At 67.6% G+C, this 15,558-nt stretch carries 18 protein-coding genes; 7 read left to right on the forward strand and 11 right to left on the reverse strand.

Annotation, left to right across the window (positions count from 1 at the left end; translation table 11 throughout):
• The first annotated feature begins 10 nt into the window (after positions 1-10).
• Positions 11-661: a metallophosphoesterase family protein gene (locus DM818_RS06615; protein WP_075937510.1), complete on the forward strand. Its 651-nt coding sequence runs from the start codon at positions 11-13 to the stop codon at positions 659-661.
• Here the strand turns inward: DM818_RS06615 and DM818_RS06620 are convergent.
• Complete coding sequence (locus DM818_RS06620; RefSeq protein ID WP_075937508.1) at positions 658-1,845, reverse strand: aspartate kinase; 1,188 nt, start codon at positions 1,843-1,845, stop codon at positions 658-660. The two genes, DM818_RS06615 and DM818_RS06620, sit on opposite strands and share 4 nt — an antisense overlap.
• A gap of 84 nt (positions 1,846-1,929) precedes the next feature.
• Positions 1,930-2,976: an RAD55 family ATPase gene (locus DM818_RS06625; protein WP_075937507.1), complete on the reverse strand. Its 1,047-nt coding sequence runs from the start codon at positions 2,974-2,976 to the stop codon at positions 1,930-1,932.
• A gap of 75 nt (positions 2,977-3,051) precedes the next feature.
• On the opposite strand from DM818_RS06625, the gene DM818_RS06630 reads away from it, so the two are divergent.
• Positions 3,052-3,450: a hypothetical protein gene (locus tag DM818_RS06630; protein WP_075937506.1), complete on the forward strand. Its 399-nt coding sequence runs from the start codon at positions 3,052-3,054 to the stop codon at positions 3,448-3,450.
• Here DM818_RS06630 and DM818_RS06635 read toward each other — a convergent pair.
• From DM818_RS06635 to DM818_RS06650, 4 genes are all read right to left on the reverse strand, one after another.
• Positions 3,447-5,675, reverse strand: a complete 2,229-nt coding sequence (locus DM818_RS06635) for a (Fe-S)-binding protein (protein WP_075937505.1) — start codon at positions 5,673-5,675, stop codon at positions 3,447-3,449. The two genes, DM818_RS06630 and DM818_RS06635, sit on opposite strands and share 4 nt — an antisense overlap.
• A gap of 72 nt (positions 5,676-5,747) precedes the next feature.
• Entirely contained in the window at positions 5,748-6,455 is a 708-nt protein-coding gene (locus DM818_RS06640; RefSeq protein ID WP_075937504.1) for an energy-coupling factor transporter transmembrane component T family protein, read from the reverse strand.
• Positions 6,452-7,150 carry an energy-coupling factor ABC transporter ATP-binding protein gene (locus tag DM818_RS06645; RefSeq protein WP_075937503.1) on the reverse strand — a complete coding sequence of 233 codons (699 nt, stop codon included), beginning with the start codon at positions 7,148-7,150 and terminating at the stop codon, positions 6,452-6,454. Before DM818_RS06645 ends, DM818_RS06640 begins: the two co-directional genes overlap by 4 nt.
• The gene (locus DM818_RS06650) at positions 7,147-7,728 is read right to left on the reverse strand and encodes a biotin transporter BioY (protein WP_075937502.1); all 582 of its coding nucleotides are present in this window, start codon (positions 7,726-7,728) and stop codon (positions 7,147-7,149) included. Before DM818_RS06650 ends, DM818_RS06645 begins: the two co-directional genes overlap by 4 nt.
• A 90-nt stretch (positions 7,729-7,818) precedes the next feature.
• Between DM818_RS06650 and DM818_RS06655 the strand changes: the two genes are divergently transcribed.
• Complete coding sequence (locus tag DM818_RS06655; RefSeq protein ID WP_075937501.1) at positions 7,819-8,406, forward strand: hypothetical protein; 588 nt, start codon at positions 7,819-7,821, stop codon at positions 8,404-8,406.
• Positions 8,407-8,553: 147 nt separating this feature from the next.
• Positions 8,554-9,924 (forward strand): MATE family efflux transporter, encoded by a 1,371-nt coding sequence (locus DM818_RS06660; RefSeq protein ID WP_075937500.1) that lies wholly within the window; start codon positions 8,554-8,556, stop codon positions 9,922-9,924.
• Here DM818_RS06660 and citZ read toward each other — a convergent pair.
• Complete coding sequence (gene citZ / locus DM818_RS06665; protein WP_075937499.1) at positions 9,921-11,072, reverse strand: citrate synthase; 1,152 nt, start codon at positions 11,070-11,072, stop codon at positions 9,921-9,923. The genes DM818_RS06660 and citZ overlap by 4 nt on opposite strands.
• 99 nt (positions 11,073-11,171) lie before the next feature.
• On the opposite strand from citZ, the gene DM818_RS06670 reads away from it, so the two are divergent.
• Complete coding sequence (locus tag DM818_RS06670; protein ID WP_075937498.1) at positions 11,172-12,380, forward strand: potassium channel family protein; 1,209 nt, start codon at positions 11,172-11,174, stop codon at positions 12,378-12,380.
• Here the strand turns inward: DM818_RS06670 and DM818_RS06675 are convergent, their stop codons facing one another.
• From DM818_RS06675 to DM818_RS06685, 3 genes are read right to left on the reverse strand one after another with little or no spacing between them, the layout of a single operon-like run.
• Entirely contained in the window at positions 12,381-12,653 is a 273-nt protein-coding gene (locus DM818_RS06675; protein WP_075937497.1) for a DUF7536 family protein, read from the reverse strand.
• Positions 12,654-12,692: 39 nt separating this feature from the next.
• Positions 12,693-13,367, reverse strand: coding sequence for a uracil phosphoribosyltransferase (gene upp / locus DM818_RS06680; protein WP_075937496.1), 675 nt, complete (start codon positions 13,365-13,367; stop codon positions 12,693-12,695).
• A gap of 39 nt (positions 13,368-13,406) precedes the next feature.
• Positions 13,407-13,589, reverse strand: a complete 183-nt coding sequence (locus DM818_RS06685) for a hypothetical protein (protein ID WP_075937495.1) — start codon at positions 13,587-13,589, stop codon at positions 13,407-13,409.
• Between the two features lie 78 nt (positions 13,590-13,667).
• Between DM818_RS06685 and DM818_RS06690 the strand changes: the two genes are divergently transcribed.
• On the forward strand, positions 13,668-14,063 hold the full coding sequence (locus DM818_RS06690; protein ID WP_075937494.1) for an SRPBCC family protein: 396 nt from the start codon (positions 13,668-13,670) through the stop codon (positions 14,061-14,063).
• 40 nt (positions 14,064-14,103) lie between these two features.
• Positions 14,104-14,328, forward strand: coding sequence for a zinc-ribbon domain-containing protein (locus tag DM818_RS06695; RefSeq protein ID WP_075937493.1), 225 nt, complete (start codon positions 14,104-14,106; stop codon positions 14,326-14,328).
• On the opposite strand, the gene DM818_RS06700 is transcribed toward DM818_RS06695, so the two are convergent.
• Positions 14,325-15,485, reverse strand: a complete 1,161-nt coding sequence (locus DM818_RS06700; RefSeq protein ID WP_153952461.1) for a CobW family GTP-binding protein — start codon at positions 15,483-15,485, stop codon at positions 14,325-14,327. The two genes, DM818_RS06695 and DM818_RS06700, sit on opposite strands and share 4 nt — an antisense overlap.
• Positions 15,486-15,558 lie beyond the last annotated feature (73 nt).

The raw sequence follows: 15,558 nt of genomic DNA on the forward strand, positions 1-15,558 counted from the left end.
AACTGCGGGTATGCTCGTCGGCGTCCTCTCTGACATCCACGGCAACAAGCCGGCCCTCGACGCGGTGCTCGATGACATGCCCGCCGTCGACGCGCTGGTCTGTGCGGGCGACGTGGTCGGCTACAACCCGTGGCCCGGCTACTGTGTCGACACCATCCGCGAGCGCGACGTACCGACGGTGATGGGCAACCACGACCGTGCCGTCGTCACCGACACCAGCTTCGGCTTCAACTCGATGGCCGGCGCGGGCGTCCGGTACGCGCGCGAGACCCTCACCGACGCGCAGTTCGCGTGGCTGGAGTCGCTGCCGGCCGAACGCACCAGCTACGGCATCGACGTCGTCCACGGCCACCCCGACGACCCCGACCGCTACACTTACCCCGACATGTTCAGCGAGTCGCTGCTCGACGGGGACGCGCTCGTCATGGGCCACACCCACGTCCAACACCACGAGCGGTACGACTCGGGCGTCGTCCTGAATCCGGGCAGCGTCGGCCAACCCCGTGACGGCGACCCGGACGCGGCGTACGCACTGCTGGACACGGACGAGTGGACGGTCGAGGAACGCCGCGTCGGCTACGACATCGAACGCGTAGTGGAGCGCGTCAGAGAGAGCGACCTCCCCGAGGAAATCGGGACGCGGCTCCGGAAGGGTCGCTAGAAGTCGACGCCCTGCATCAACTCGAGCGCGCGCTCTTTGGCCTCCCAGTCGACGAAGATGGCCACGGAGGTCGCGGAGCTGATCACGTCGTGGACGGTGAGCCGCTCGTCTGCGAGCGGCGTCAGCGCCCGGTAAATCATCCCCGGCTCGCTCGGGAGGTTCCCGCCGGTGACGCGGATGACGGCGATGCTGTCGTCGACCGTGACGGACGACAGTGCGTCCTCGGCGACGACGGCCTCGTGGAGAATCGTCTCGGCCTCCTCGGCCTGCGCTGCGTCCACGTAGAAGGTGACCGAGTCCATCCCGGAGGCGACGGCGTCGATGTTGATTTCGGCCGCCGACAGCGGCGCGGAGAGCTCATTCAGGATGCCCGGGCGGTTCCGAATCGCTCGCCCCGCGACCGTGATGCAGGCGAGTTTCCCCTCCCGGAGGTCGATGAGGTTCTCGAACTGGCCTTCGATGTTGGTGCCGCCGGCGAGCAGGTCGCCGTGTTGGTAGTGGACGACGCGCACGTCCATCTCCTCGGTCTTGTACGCGAGCGCGGAGGGTGCGACCACCTCGGCCCCGCGGAAGGAGAGATTTCGGAGCTCGTCGACGCTGATTTTGCCGACGTTGCGCGCCCCCTCGACGACGGATGGGTCGCCGGTCATGACGCCTTCCACGTCGGTGACGATGACGACCTCGTCGGCGTCCATGTGTTTCCCCAGCATGACGGCGGTGGTGTCGGAGCCACCGCGGCCGAGCGTCGTCACGTTGCCGGCGTGGTCCTGTGCGAGAAAGCCCGTGATGACGGGGACGAACCCCTCTGCCGACATCGCCTCCGCGAGCGCGAGCGCCCGCCGGTTCGTCTCCTCGATGTCCACCTCGCCGTGGGCGTCGGTGATGATGGGCCAGTCCTCGCTGCCGGGTTCGAGAAACCGCGCGTCGATATCGCGGGCCGTGAGGGCGGCCTTCAACATCCGGACGGACGTTCGTTCGCCCATCGAGACGATTTCGGCGCGGTCGGCGTCGTCGGTCTCGAACTCGATTGAGTCGAGCAGATAGTCGGTCGTCGACCCCATCGCGCTGGCGACGACGGCCACGTCGTGGCCCGCCTCGACCGCGTCGGCAATCGAGTCGGCCGCCCGATTGACTCGGTCACCGTTGCCAAGCGAGGTGCCGCCGAACTTCGCTACAACGCGCATCTGCTCACCCGTAGGTCGTGTACGTGCATAGCAGAACTACCCTACCGTGGGGGATAATCCCTTTCATGCCACGAAAGATTGCCCTCACTCCGCGGCCGCATCGTCAGCCGTCTCCTCGCCCGACTCCTCGCCGTCTTCGTCGGCTGGCTCGTCGGGGTCGCCGGCCGTCTCGCCTTCGTCGCTCGCCTGCCTCGGCCACTTCTGCGTCACCATCCCGGTGCCGGGTTCGAAGTCGTAGCCGTGCCACTCGGGGTCGACGGCCGCGCCGTTCAGCTTCCGAATCCGCACCTGCTTCACCAGCCGGTCGCCCGAGGGCTCCTCGTCCAGCTTCAGCTCGATGAGTCCATCCATCACGTAGGTGAGGTCGTGGGGGAACGAGTCGCCTCTCCCCCCACCCCCACCGAAAGCCGCCCCTGCGAAGATGGGGACGAACCGCCCCTTGCACACGTCGGCACGCACGTCCTTCACGAAGTCGTACGCCTGTACCGGCTGGGTGAGCGTCCCCATCTCCGTCAGCGAGTCGATGACGACCAGCCCGTCGTCGACCATCTCGCGGCCCTCGAGCGCGTTGTCGAGCTTGTTCTCGATTTCGCGAATGTCGGTGGGGTCGCGGACGGTCGTGGTCGCGGCCTGTGCGACCGTCGAAAGATAGCGGTTCCACTCCCCCATCCGGTCGAACAGCCGGTCGCGGCCCTGGCCGTCCAGTCGGTAGGTGAAACAGTCGACGATGTGGAGCTGGCCCGACTCCAGGTACGGAAGCACGTTCCACTCCATCGCGATGAACTGCTGGACGACCGCGCTGGGCGGCTCCTGGAACGACGTGAAGACGACCGGCTCCCCCCGCTTGAGTGCGCGCCACACCAACTCCGCGCCGAGCGCGCGGTCGCGCGTCCCCGCCTCGCTGGCGACGAGGACGAAGGCGTTGCGCGGAAACCCGTTCGGCAGCGAGGCGTCGAGTCCCGACACGCCCGGCTGGATGCGGCGGTGGCTGTCGGCCGCGACGAAGGGCGTCCCCGTCTCGGCCAACCGGTTCCGACACGCCGTCGAACAGAACTGGTTGCCCCCGTGCTCGACTGGCGATTCGGGTATCGCCATCCGACAGAAGGCACACTCCCCCGAGTCGTCGCTCATGCGCGGCGGTATGTCACCCACCCACGAACCGGTTTCGGTCTCACGTATCAAGTGGGTCGCCCTCCAAACGACGGTATGCACCTGCGTGACGCCGTGGAACGCGACGCCGACTGGATGGCAGAGCTGACGGGCCGCCCGACGGACGTGACCCGGAATCTCGTCCACGACCGGACCGTTCAGGTGGCGGTCGCCGACGAAGACGACGACGATGACGACGACGAACCGGTCCGGGGCTTCGTCGCCTACGACGCGCGCCGCGAGACGGTCCACGTCACCCAGATTCAGGGGACGGCCGAGGCCTGTCGCCGGCTGTTGGACGCGCCGCTCGAATTCGCCCGGCAAGAGGAGATGTCCGTCGAACTACTGCTCGCTGTGGACGACGAGCTACGCGAGGTGGTGGAGTCGAAAGGGTTCGAGGAAGCGGGCGAGGGACCGCGGTTCGAGGGGACGCGGACGATTCGGTACCGGCGCTAGTCGTCGGCCGGCGTGCCGGGCGCGCCGGCGTCGGTCGCGCTCGCGGAGACGCCGCCCGCGTCGATCGCTTCGACGACGAGTTCGGCGATGTCGACGATCTCGATGTCGTCCTCGAAGTCGCCGGTCTTGCGGCCGTCCTCGTACATCGTCATGCACATCGGGCAGGCGACGACGAACTTCTCGACGGCGCTGCCGGCGTCGGTGTCTTCGAGCGCCTCGCGGAGCCGCTCCTCGCTCGGCTTCTCCTCTTCCTCGTGTTCGAGCCACAGGCCGCCGCCGCCGCCGCCACAGCAGTAGGAGTTGTCGCGGTTGCGGGGCATCTCGTGGAGGTCGACGCCCGTCGCGCGGATGAGCGAGCGGGGGGCCTCGTACTCGTCGTTGTACCGGCCGAGGTGACACGGGTCGTGGTAGGTGACGGTGTAGTCGAGCTCCGTCCCGTCGAGCCCGAGGGCGTTCTCCTCGATGAGCTCCTCGACCACCTGCGTCCAGTGGTACACGTCGATTTCGCCGTCGGGGTTCCACGGCTCCTCCACGTCGAAGGGCATCATCGGGTCGTCGGCGAACTCCTCGAAGTCGACCTCCGGGTACTCGTTTTTGAACGTGTTGTACGAGTGGGGGTCGGTGGTGACGAGCGTGTCGAACTCACACTCGTCGAACGTCTCGACGTGGTGGCCCGCAAGCTCGACGTAGAGGAACTCCTCGCCGACCCGGCGGATGTCGTTGCCGTCGTACTTCTCGTCGTCGAACAGGATGCCGAAGCTCACGTCTGCGGCATCGAAGATGCGAGCGAGCGAGTGGGCGATTTTCTTGTTGCGGTCGTCGTAGCTGGGGTAGTCGCCCACGTACCAGAGGTAATCGACCTCCTGCTCGCGGGCGTCCGGCACGTCCACGTCCACGTCCTCCGTCCAGTCGCCGCGGGTGCGCTGGCTGTTGCCGAAGGTGTTGCCCTTCTGCATCACGTTCTGGAACACCTCCTGCAGGCTCGGCTGGATGTCGCCCTGGTCGGTGAGCTGACGATTCAGCTTGGTGAAGTGTTTGAGATGCTCGATTTCGACCGGGCACGCGTCCATGCAGGCCATACAGGACATGCAGGACTCCATCGACTCGCTGGCGATGACCTGACCGCCGTCGGCGACGATGTCGGTCGTCTCGCCGCCGGCGTCGACGGACTCACGGTACTGTTTCAGGTCGAGAATCACGTCACGCGGGTCGAGGTCACGACCAGAGGCCTTCGCCGGACAGACGGACGAACAGCGGCCACATTTCGTACAGGCGTCCTGGTCGAGCATCTCCTTCCACGAGAAGGAGTCGACGGATTCTGCCCCCGAGTCGGCGTCGAGTGCCGCCGGCACGCCCGGCAGTCGCTTGCCCGCCTTCTCGTCTTTGACGACGATGTTGGCGAAGCTCGAAATCATGTGGAACGGCTTCATGAACGGGATGGAGGCGACGAAGACGAACGCGAGAATCGAGTGTGACCACCACATAATCGGGTAGGCCGCCTCCGCCATCCCGGGCGTCATCCCGCCGACGAACATCACGTCGGCGACGAAGTGGCCGACGAACGACACCTCCTCGTAGGAGGTAATCGCGAGCGACCCGGCCTCGACGGAGGCCGTCCCGAGCAGTCGCAGTCCTTCCTGGACGTAGCCGCCGACGCCGAGGGCGAACAGCGACCAGACGAGGAAGTCGTCCTCGCGGGAAGTGTGTTTCCCGTGGAGCCGGTCCGTGCGGGAGACGTAGCGCCGCCACAGCGCGATGGAGACGCCGGCGACGAACAGCAGCCCCATCGCGTCCATCACGAGCGAGTAGGAGAGGTAGAAGTCACCGACGAAGAACGACTGGCGCTCCCCGGTGACGATGGCGGTGAGGTTCCGGAAGATGTCGATGTCGATGGCGATGATGGTGGTCCCGATTAGCAGCGTCATGAATCCCCAGAAGATGAACGCGTGCATCACTCCGCCCACGAGGTCGCGGTTGAACTGCTTCTCGTTGGACGCGACGGTCTTGGCGGCCGACGTGATTCGGCCCGGCAAGTCGTCGAGACGGTCGAACCAGTCTTCCGAGCCACGGGTGTACCGAGCAAAGCGCTGGTAGACACCGTAGAGGAAGACGATGATTGTCACCGCCGCCAGATAGTAGAAGACGGCTTCACCGACGTGCGAGATGCCCCAAAACGTCTCTCGGGTGACCTGTTCACCCGACTGGAGCAGCGGACTCTCTAGCATGGTCGTGACACAGGCGACTGGTCGCTTAAATCTTCTCACAGCCGCAGACGCCGTCGTGTCCGTCTGTTTCGGTCAGATGACGGCGACCACGAGCAGCCCCGCGGCGAGCGCGAGCGCGGGCGCGTCACGGCGCGCGAATCGGAGCCGCGGCAGCGTCGGATTCCACGCCAGACACCGCGCCTGCAAGGCGAGTTCGAACGTCTCGGCCCGCCGGAAGGCGCGATTCAGCCCGCCGACCGCGACCAGCCGCATCCGTTCGCGGACCGACCGCTCCGTCCCCAGCCGTGCGGCCGACCCGTCCCGGAGCCGCGCGATATCGCGTCGCAAGAGCGGGAGAAACCGGAAGACGAAGCCGACGCCCACGCCGAGCAGTTGCCCCGGCCTTCCGGGTATCGTCCGCTGGATGGCGGCCCGCGACTCCCGCACGGGCGTCGTCCGGACGTACACCGCCGCGACGAGCAAGAGCAGGAGAGTCCGGTAGGCTGCGAGCGCGGGGGGAATCGCCTGCTCGACGGAAAAGCCGACCGGCGCAATCGTCACGCCCTCGATGAGCGGCCCGCCGACGAGAAACGGGACGACGAGCGTGAACTCCGCGAGCGCGGCCGTCGGCGAGGTGCGCGCGAGCGCGAGAATCACTCCCGTCAGCAGGGTAAGCGCGACCAGCCCACGCGGGGTGGTGTGTGCGAGCGCGGCGACGGCGATGCTCACCTGCGTGGCTAACTTCGTCCGCGGGTCCAGCCGGTGGACGACCGTCGCGCCCGGTTCGTAACGGACGCTCACGGCGGGCGCACGTCGAACTCGGCGAGGCGGTCGCGGGCCTGTTCGGGCGGCGCGTCGACGGCGATTTCCCCCGCAGAGAGCACGAGCACGCGGTCGGCCGCGTCGATGTGGTCGCGCAGGTCGTGGGTGACGACGAGGACGGCGGTTCCGTCGCGTGCGAGCGCGCGCAGACGCTCGAACACCTCGCGACGGGCGGGCCAGTCGAGCCCGGCGAACGGCTCGTCTAAAATCAGGTGGTCCGGCTCCATCGCGAGCGCGCCGGCGATTGCGACGCGCATCTGTTCGCCGCCCGACAGCGCGTCGACGCGGTCGTCCGCTCGGCCCTGCATGTTCACCGCGTCGAGTGCGTGACGCACCCGGCGGTCGATCTCTTCGTGTGCGAGCCCCAGATTCTCCGGCCCGAAGGCCACGTCGGCACCGACGGTGGCGGCGACGAAGCCGTCGCGCGGGTCCTGAAACGTCATCCCGACGGCGGTACGTGCGGCCACCGGATTCTCGGCCGCTTCGGTTCCGTTGACGAGGACGCGCCCCTCGTCGGGCGAGAGCAGCGCGTTCAGATGCCGGACGAGCGTCGTCTTCCCGGAGCCGTTCGGTCCCGCGAGCACGACGTACTCGCCGTCTGGGAGCGTCAGGTTGACGCCGTCGACGGCGGTCGCCTCGCCGTACCGGTGGACGAGCCGCTCGACGCGAATCACGTCGCCGACAGCTCGTCCGCGCGGACGATACCGACCGCGACGGCCGCCTTCACCGCCTCCGCGGGCAGGAAGGTCAACGTTCCGCCAACGACGGCGGCCCCGACGCTCAGGTTCCCGAGCACGACCAGCCCGGCCGCGCCGAGCGCGTAGATGATAATCGTGCCCGCGACCAGCGCGGCAATAAGCTGCCACAGCGGGGCGTCGAGGTCACCGTCCGTTTCGACGCCGCCGTACGCGATAGCGCCGATGGCGATTGCGGCGAGCGGATACGACCAGAGGAACCCAGCGGTCGTCCCGACGAGCGGGCCGAAGCCGGCCGCGGCTCCCTCGAACACCGGGACGCCGACCGCACCGGCCGCCAGATACAGCGTCATCGAGACGCCGCCCCACACCGGTCCCAACAGCAGTCCGGCCATGAAGACGCCCAGTACCTGTAGCGTGACGCTCGTCGGCGAGGCCGGATTCGGGAAGGTGACGTACGCGAACGCGCCTGTCAGCGCGGCCAGAAGCGCCGCCCGCACCAGATTCCCGACGACCTCGTCGCCGATGAGTTCTACCTGCTGTGTCTCGGTGCTCATTGCTCTCCTGTTCTCGTAAACTCACTTTTGTGTAGTGGTTTACGAACCTGTCCCACAAGGATAAGTCGCTGCTACACGTACGTCTGGGGAATGGACGAGCAAACCGAAGAGCTTCGTGACATCTTCATGGAGGTGTCCGACGAGGGGACCGTCACGGAGTCACAGGAGGCGGACAGGGGCTCGCTCACCGGCGGTGACGACGCCGACCGCATCGCCGCAGTCATCGACCAGATGCGCGAGCGGTACGAGTTCGCGACCGACCTCGACGCCGACGCGCTCGAAACGGTCGTCCGGGGCTACTTCGACGGCCGCACGGACAGCGACCTCGCCGCCGACCTCGACGTGTCGCGCGACACGGTCGCGCGTGCCCGACTCGATTTACATCTGATTCGCGACCGCGACCGCGAGGCACCATTCGACCTCGACTCCCTGCGTGACCTCGCCGACGCCTCGACTGCCGAGGCGGCTACCGAACTCGGCGTCTCCGACTCGACGGTGCGCCGCTACCGACGCGTCCTCGACGCCGAGGCGGAGTCCCGGCGCGTCTCCAAGCGGTTTTACTCCGCGTTCACCGACGCGATTCCCGACGCCGACCTCTCCGAGGCGATGACACAGGAGGCCGTCGAGGACGGCCTCGACGACGCCACCGACGGGATGGAGACGAACGTCTCTTTTTAACCAATCGCGCACCACCGGGCCCATCGTCTGAGCGTTGCGGTGGCGGGCCACGGCGGTTGTACGGTCCACCCGCTACCGACCGGTGGACCGTCTGTTCGCCACTTCCGCGGTCGATAGACTCAACGGCGACGGTGCCGTCGGCTGGGTATGGAGTGGGCTCGACTGCGAAGCGTCTGGAAGCGGACGCTCTCGCTGTCTGCGCCCATCGCGGCCGAGACCGTCGTCCGGACGGCGATGCGCACGACCGACGTACTCGTCACGGCGCTGTTTTCGCCTGCGGCCGTCGTCGCCGTCACGCTGGGTGACCTCTACGCCCGGTTCCCGCTGCGTATCGGTCTCGGACTCGGCGGCGGTGCGATTGCACTCTCCTCGCAGGACACGGGAGCCGGTGAGACAGCCAGCCGCGACGAGGCCATCACGCAGGCGCTGCTCATCGGGTTCCTCGTCGGACTCCCCTTCGCCGTCGGTGCACTCCTGTTTGCAGAGCCCGCCATCCGGCTGTTCGACCCGAGCGCAGAGGCGGTCCGACTCGGCGCGACGTATCTGGGCATCGTCCTCGTCACCGCCCCCGCCCGGCTCGTCACCCTCGTCGCGGCGCGCTCGCTCCAGGGGACCGGCGACACCCGCACCCCGATGTACATCAACATCTTCGTGAATCTCATCAACATCGTCGGCTCCGTCGTGCTCGGGCTCGGCCTGTTCGGCGCGCCCGACCTCCGGGTGGCCGGCGTCGGCTACGCCACCGCTACTGCCAACGTCACCGCCGCGACCCTGTTTCTCGGGGCGCTCGCCTCCGCCCGCACCGCACCGACCTTCGTCCGCCCGCGCAGTTTCACCGTCACGAAACAGCTGTTGCAGGTGTCGGTCCCCCGGACGCTGGAGGGACTCATCTCCGAAGCGGCGCAGTTCCCGTTCAACGCCCTGCTGCTCTCGTTTCCCGCCGGGGACTCGGTCACCGCCGGCTTCCAGATTGCGCGTCGGCTCTACCAGCAGGTGACCGCGCCGATTTCGCGCAGCTTCAACGTCGCGGCGTCCGTCCTCGTCGGGCAGGCGCTCGGTGAGGGTGACGCCGACCGCGCCCACTTCGAGGGCCGGGCCGTGGCCGGCCTCAGCGTCGCGCTCGTCGGACTGCTCGGTCTCGCGCTCGCGCTCGCGGCACCGTTCGCCGTCGGCGTCTTCGCGAGCGACCCCGTGGTCGTCGAGTACGGCGTCGCCTTCGCGCGCGTCTACGGACTCGCCGGCGTGGCACTCGCGGCCTTCTCGGCGCTGTCGGGTGGACTACAGGGCGCAAGCGAGACGCGAATCCCCCTTCTCGCCCGGACGACCGCCCGGTTCGGCCTGTTCGTCGGGCTCTCGTGGCTGCTCGCGCTCACGCTCGGCTACGGTCCCGTCGGCGTCTACGTCGGGATGGGACTGTCGTATCTGTGGATGGCACTCGTCGTCTGGTGGGGCTTCGAGCGGACGGCGTGGGCACCCCGCGCCGCCGAGATGATGTCCGAGCGTGCAGAAAGCGTCTAGCGCTCTTCGAGCGGGACGAACTCGCGGTCCTTCTCGCCGGTGTAGCGAGCGCGCGGACGGATGAGTCGGTTTTCCGCCTGGTACTCCAGCGTGTGGCCGACCCAGCCGCCGGCGCGGGCCATCGCGAAGATGGGCGTGAACATGTCGACCGGGATTCCGAGCTGGTAGTAGACGGTGCCGGAGTAGAAGTCGACGTTCGGCGCGATGCCCTTCGAGACGAGTCCCTGCTCCTCGAAGTGCTGTTCGATGGCGTCGGCCAGCTCGTACCAGTTGGTCCCCTCGGCCGTCGCGTTCAGCTCCTCGGACTTCTTCTCTAGGATGACCGCACGCGGGTCCTTCACGCCGTAGACGCGGTGGCCCATGCCGGGGACGCGCCAGTCTTCCTGCTCGCCCTTCTTCTCGACGTACTCGACGGGGTCGGCACCCTGCTCGTCGATGTCGAGCAGCATCTCCATCACGTCCTGATTTGCCCCGCCGTGGAGCGGCCCGGAGAGCGCGCCGATGCCGCCGGTCACGGCCGAGTACATGTCGGCCATCGTGGAGCCGATGACCATCGAGGTGAACGTGGAGGCGTTCAGCCCGTGGTCGGCGTGAAGCGTGAGCGCCTGGTCGAACGTCTCCTCTGCCACCTCGTCCGGCTCCTCGCCGGTGAGCATGTAGAGGAAGTTCGCGGCGTAGCCGAGTTCGGGGTCCGGGTCGACCGGCTCCTCGCCGCGTCGGTAGCGGTCGAACGCCGCTAGCACGGTCGGAATCTTCGCCGTCAGCCGGCGACCCTTCCGGCGCGAGGCGGCCTGGTCCGCGGCCGGCACGTCGGCCTCGTCGTCTTCTGCGGAGAGATACGAGACGAGCGTCCGGAGCGCGGCCATCGGCTCTTCGTCGGCCGCCGCGAGCGCCTCTGCGGTCTCGAGGACGGCGTCTTCGACGCCCCGCTCCTCGGCGATGGAGTCAGCGAAGGCCGCGAGTTCGGATTCGGTCGGTAGCTCGCCGTTCCAGAGCAGATACAGCACCTCCTCGAAGCTCGCTTCCGTCGCGAGGTCTTCGATGGCGTAGCCGCAGTAGACCAGCTTTCCGGCGTCCCCGTCGATGAAACTGAGTTCCGACTCCGCGACGAGCACACCTTCGAGCCCCTTCCTGAGTTCGTCTGACATACCCCGGATTCTGAGGGCGCTACAAAAAGGATTGTCGTTCAGGCACATCCATGACAGTCCGGGACGGACGCTTTTGTCATCTCCCGGCGAAGGCGGGGTATGCCACAGGAAGTCGAGTACGAACCGGTCAGCGTGAAGGAGCTACTGGCGGAGATGAAAGACACCGCCGAACTGCTCATCGACCTCTCGTACTCCGCCATCCTGTTGCGGTCGAACGCCGTCGCCGAGGAGGTGCTGGAACTCGAATCCCGGATGGACGTGCTCCAGCTTCGCGCCCGGATGAGCCTGCTGATGGCCGCACGCAGCCCCGACGACGCCGAAGCGCTCGCCCCCGTCCTCGGTATCGTCGGCGCGGCCGAGAAGGTGTCCGACGCCGCGGGCGACATCGCGAAGGTCATCCTCGAGGACGTGGGGCTGCCGGAGGCGATGCGCGCCGCGCTCCCCGAGTCGGTCGAGACGCTGGTTCGCACGGAAATCAGCGCCGACTCCCCGCTCGTGGGGCAGTCGCTCGGCGAGTCGAACCTGGAGACCGAGACGGGCGTGCGCGTCATCGCCGTCCGGCGAGCGGGCGACTGGCTCACCGACCCCGACGCCGAGACAGTGCTTCGGGGTGGCGACGTGGCGCTGCTCCGCGGGCCCGAACTCGGCATCACGGGCGTCTACGAGAAGCTCTCGGGCCAACAGTACGAGCCGCCCGAACCGCCGGCCGAATCGTCCGCCGACCTCGAACGCGCGATGGACTCCGTCGTCCTCATGAAAGACGTGTCCGAACTGGCCGTCGACTTGGCGTACGGTGCGGTGTTGTTCGACGACGACGCGCTCGCCGAGGAGGTGCTCGACTTGGAAGCCGAGGTGGACGCGCTCCAGTCGCGGTTCGAGGCGTGGACCCTGCAGGCGGCCGCCGAGGTCGACGACCCGGTCTCGCTGCGCGGACTGGTCCACCTCGCGGCCGCGACGGAGGTCATCTCCGACGCGGCGCTCGAAATCAGCGAGGGCGTGCTCCGGGGGTTGGACAGTCACCCGGTCATCCGCGAGGCCGTGCTCGAATCCGACGAAATCATCGCCCGCTACGTGGTCGGCGAGGGAAGCCCGCTCGCGGGTCGCACCCTCGGTGAGGTGGCCGTCAAGACCGAAACCGGGATGCGCGTCATCGCCGTCAGACGGGGCGACGAGTCGCGTGCGCCGACCGGCAAGCAGACCGGTTGGGTCGTCTCGCCCGGCCCGGAGACGAAACTCGACGCCGGCGACGTACTCATCGCGAAGGGGACGCGGACCGGGGCCGAGCGGATGGTCGAGCTAACCGCGTAGCTACTCCGCGCGCGCGAGCCGAATCGCCGAGCCGAGCGTGAAGATGGCCGCGAGCAGCAAGCCGAGTCCGACCGCGAGCACGAAGCCGAGCGCGAGATACGCCGCGTCGGGACGCGGGCCGTCGGCTCCGACGATGGTGCCGTGCGTGAACACGGCGGCGACGAGGATGCTGATAGCGAAGCCGATGGCCGCGTTCCGGCGGACGTGGAGGGCGGCGATGAACCGCGCGACGCCCGGACGGTCCGGGGCCTCCGGCTGGTCTGTCTCGCTCACACCTCCCGTACGCTTGTCGTCGGCAAAGCCGTTGTGCCGTCAGGTCGTGCGGAAGGCGCGGTCGCCCGCGTCACCGAGTCCGGGCACGATGAAGCCGTCCTCGTCGAGCCGCTCGTCGATAGCGACGGTCAACAGGTCCGTCTCCGGGAACGCCTCGTTGACGCGGACGAGTCCCGGCGGGCCGGCCACGGCCGAGAGCACGAGCGTGCGCTCCGGGTTCGCGTCCTCGAGCACGTGGTCGAGTACCGTCACCATCGTGGAGCCGGTCGCGAGCATCGGGTCGGCGATGATGACCGTGTCGTCCTCGGAGATGTCGGGCAGCTTCACGTAGTCGACGGTGATGGGGAACTCGCCGTCCTCGTTCATGCCCGCCTCCTCGTCGCGGCCCGCCGAGATGACGCCCTGCTTCGCGCGGGGGAACGCCTTCAGTAAGCCTTCGACGAACGGCGTCGCGGCCCGGAGGACGTTGATGATGACCACGTCGTCGAGTCCCTTCACGCGCTCGCCGGTCGTCTCGGAAAGCGGCGTGGTGATGGAGACGAACTCCGTCTCCATCGCGCCGTCGATGATTTCGTAGCCACAGATGCGACCCAACTTTACGAGCCCCTTGCGGAAGCCCACCTGTTCCGTCTCGACGGAGCGAAGCCGCGAGAGCGTGTGTTTCGCGAGCGCGTGGCCGACGACGTATGCGTCGTCGCGGTCCTCGATTGGCATACACGAAGGCCCAACGCCCGAGCGGATAAATTCCTCCGTTTATTGTCGCAACACGACCAGATACGTTAAGACGGTGATGACGGCGGTCGCGGTGACGAAGTTCTGGGTCGTCAGCTGTGCGATGTCGGCGAACTCCAACCCCCACAGGACGACGTAGCTGAACACGGCAGACAGGAGCACGTCAAGCACGAGCAACACGCGAATGTCCCCATCACTGGCCATTGGTTGTCACTCCCCGCTGGTCCACTTAGTTCCCTCGCCCGACACCACACTGATGAATCCCCCCAGCGTACGCCGGCTATGCGCGAGGTCTCCGTCAGCCGGTTCGTCCCCGCTCCCCCCGAGGAAGTCGAGCGGCTGCTCACGCCGGCCCGACTCATCGAAGCCGAGGGGAGTTTCACCGTCCGCGACACGACCGAACGCGACGGCCAGACGGTCGTCACGGCCGGCCGCGCCGGACTCGAACTCACCTTCGTCTTCGAGGCCGGCGAGCGCCGTCTCAGCTACGAGCAGGTGCGCGGCCCGCTCGCACACCTCGCAACGACGGTCTCCTACGAGCCGGACGACGAAGGGACGACGCTCACGCTCGACTCCACTGTCGCCACCGGCGGTCCCGGCATCGTCGACAGAGTCGCCGCGTGGAAACGCAAGGGCGAACTCAAACGCGCCATCGCGACGCTCACGCGCGAACTCTGAGCCGCGCCAGAACTATGTGTCCGTGTACCACACATGGGGTATGGGACTGTTGAGCACGGCCAAGGAGGTCCTCGAAGCGTCCACCCAGTCACCGAACCGCGGGGAGTCGAGCGAGGAGGTCTCCGACGGCTCCTACTGGTGTTACGACTGCAGCGAGCGCATCCGTGACGTCGACCACGACGGTGAGGAGACGCCGGCGTGTCCGTCGTGTGGCGACGACATGGAGTTCGAGCGGAGCGCCTCGACGACGGGGTGTGCCTGCTAGAAGTCGTACGTCGCGTCCACCGGAAACCGATTTTCGTACTCGCCGTCGGCGTCGACGAGACACGCCTCGAACGACTCTCGTATCTGTGTTTCGTCCATCTCGCGGCCGATGACGACGAGCTCGGTTCGACGGTCGCCGTGGTCGCCCCACGCGAGGTCCGGGTGCATCCGGCGTTGCATCTCCTGTCTGGTCTCCGACATCGCGGCCACCCACTGCTCGCCGGGGGTGAGCCGCGCCGACGGGCCGGCCTGACTGAACTGATGGCGGTGCTCGTCGTTGCCGGCGACCCACACCTGTCCTTTCGACCGGACGACCGACTCGGGCAGCGAGTCGACGAACGCCTCGAACGCCTCGCCGTCGACGGGTCGCTCGGCCCGGATGACGAAGGAGTCGATGCCGTACTCCGACTGGGGCGAGTGGTCGTGATCGTGATCTGCGTGTTCTGCCGCCCGCTGCCACGCCGCCGTCTCGCTGGTCGTCTCGAGGTCGAACAGCCCGGTGGCGAGTATCTCGCCGGGGTCGACGGCCCCCTCCTCCGTTCGGACGATGCGGGCTTCGGGGTTCAGCGATTCGAGCAGCGTCTCCGTCTCGCCGAGCGTCTGTTCGTCCACGAGGTCGCACTTGTTGAGGAGGATGACGTTCGCACACTCCACCTGACCGACGAGCAGGTCAGAGAGCGGCCGGCGGTCGGTCTTCCGGTCGGCCTGGCCGGTCCGGGTGCGGCGCACGTCCTCGACGGCGGCCGTCTCGTCTGAGCTGAGGGTCTCGCGGAACGTCTCGGCGTTGACCACCGTCGCGAGCGTGTCGAGGTCATACGGGGCCGACGCCGCGCCGGTGGTGAACAGCCGCGCGACGGGGGCCGGCTCGGAGATGCCCGACGACTCCACGACCAGCGCCTCGAACTCGCGTTCGCGTGCCAGCCGGCTCACCTCGACCTCGAGGTCGTCTCGCAGGTCACAGCAGATACAGCCGTTGGACAGCTCCGCGACCCCGTCTTCCTGATTTTCGACCAACTGCGCGTCGACGTTCACCTCGCCCATGTCGTTGACGAGGACGGCGATTTCGCGCCCGCCGGCGTTTTCGAGCAGGTGATTCAGCGTCGTGGTCTTGCCCGCGCCCAACGCACCGCTGAGTATCGTTACCGGTATCCCGTCCATGGGTGGCGTTCGACACGGGGGCACTTAGCAACCACGCGGGTCAGGGTTAAGTCGTCGTACCCGAGTCGTTGTG

Source organism: Halosegnis longus (assembly GCF_009663395.1).
Taxonomy (GTDB): Archaea; Halobacteriota; Halobacteria; order Halobacteriales; family Haloarculaceae; genus Halosegnis; species Halosegnis longus.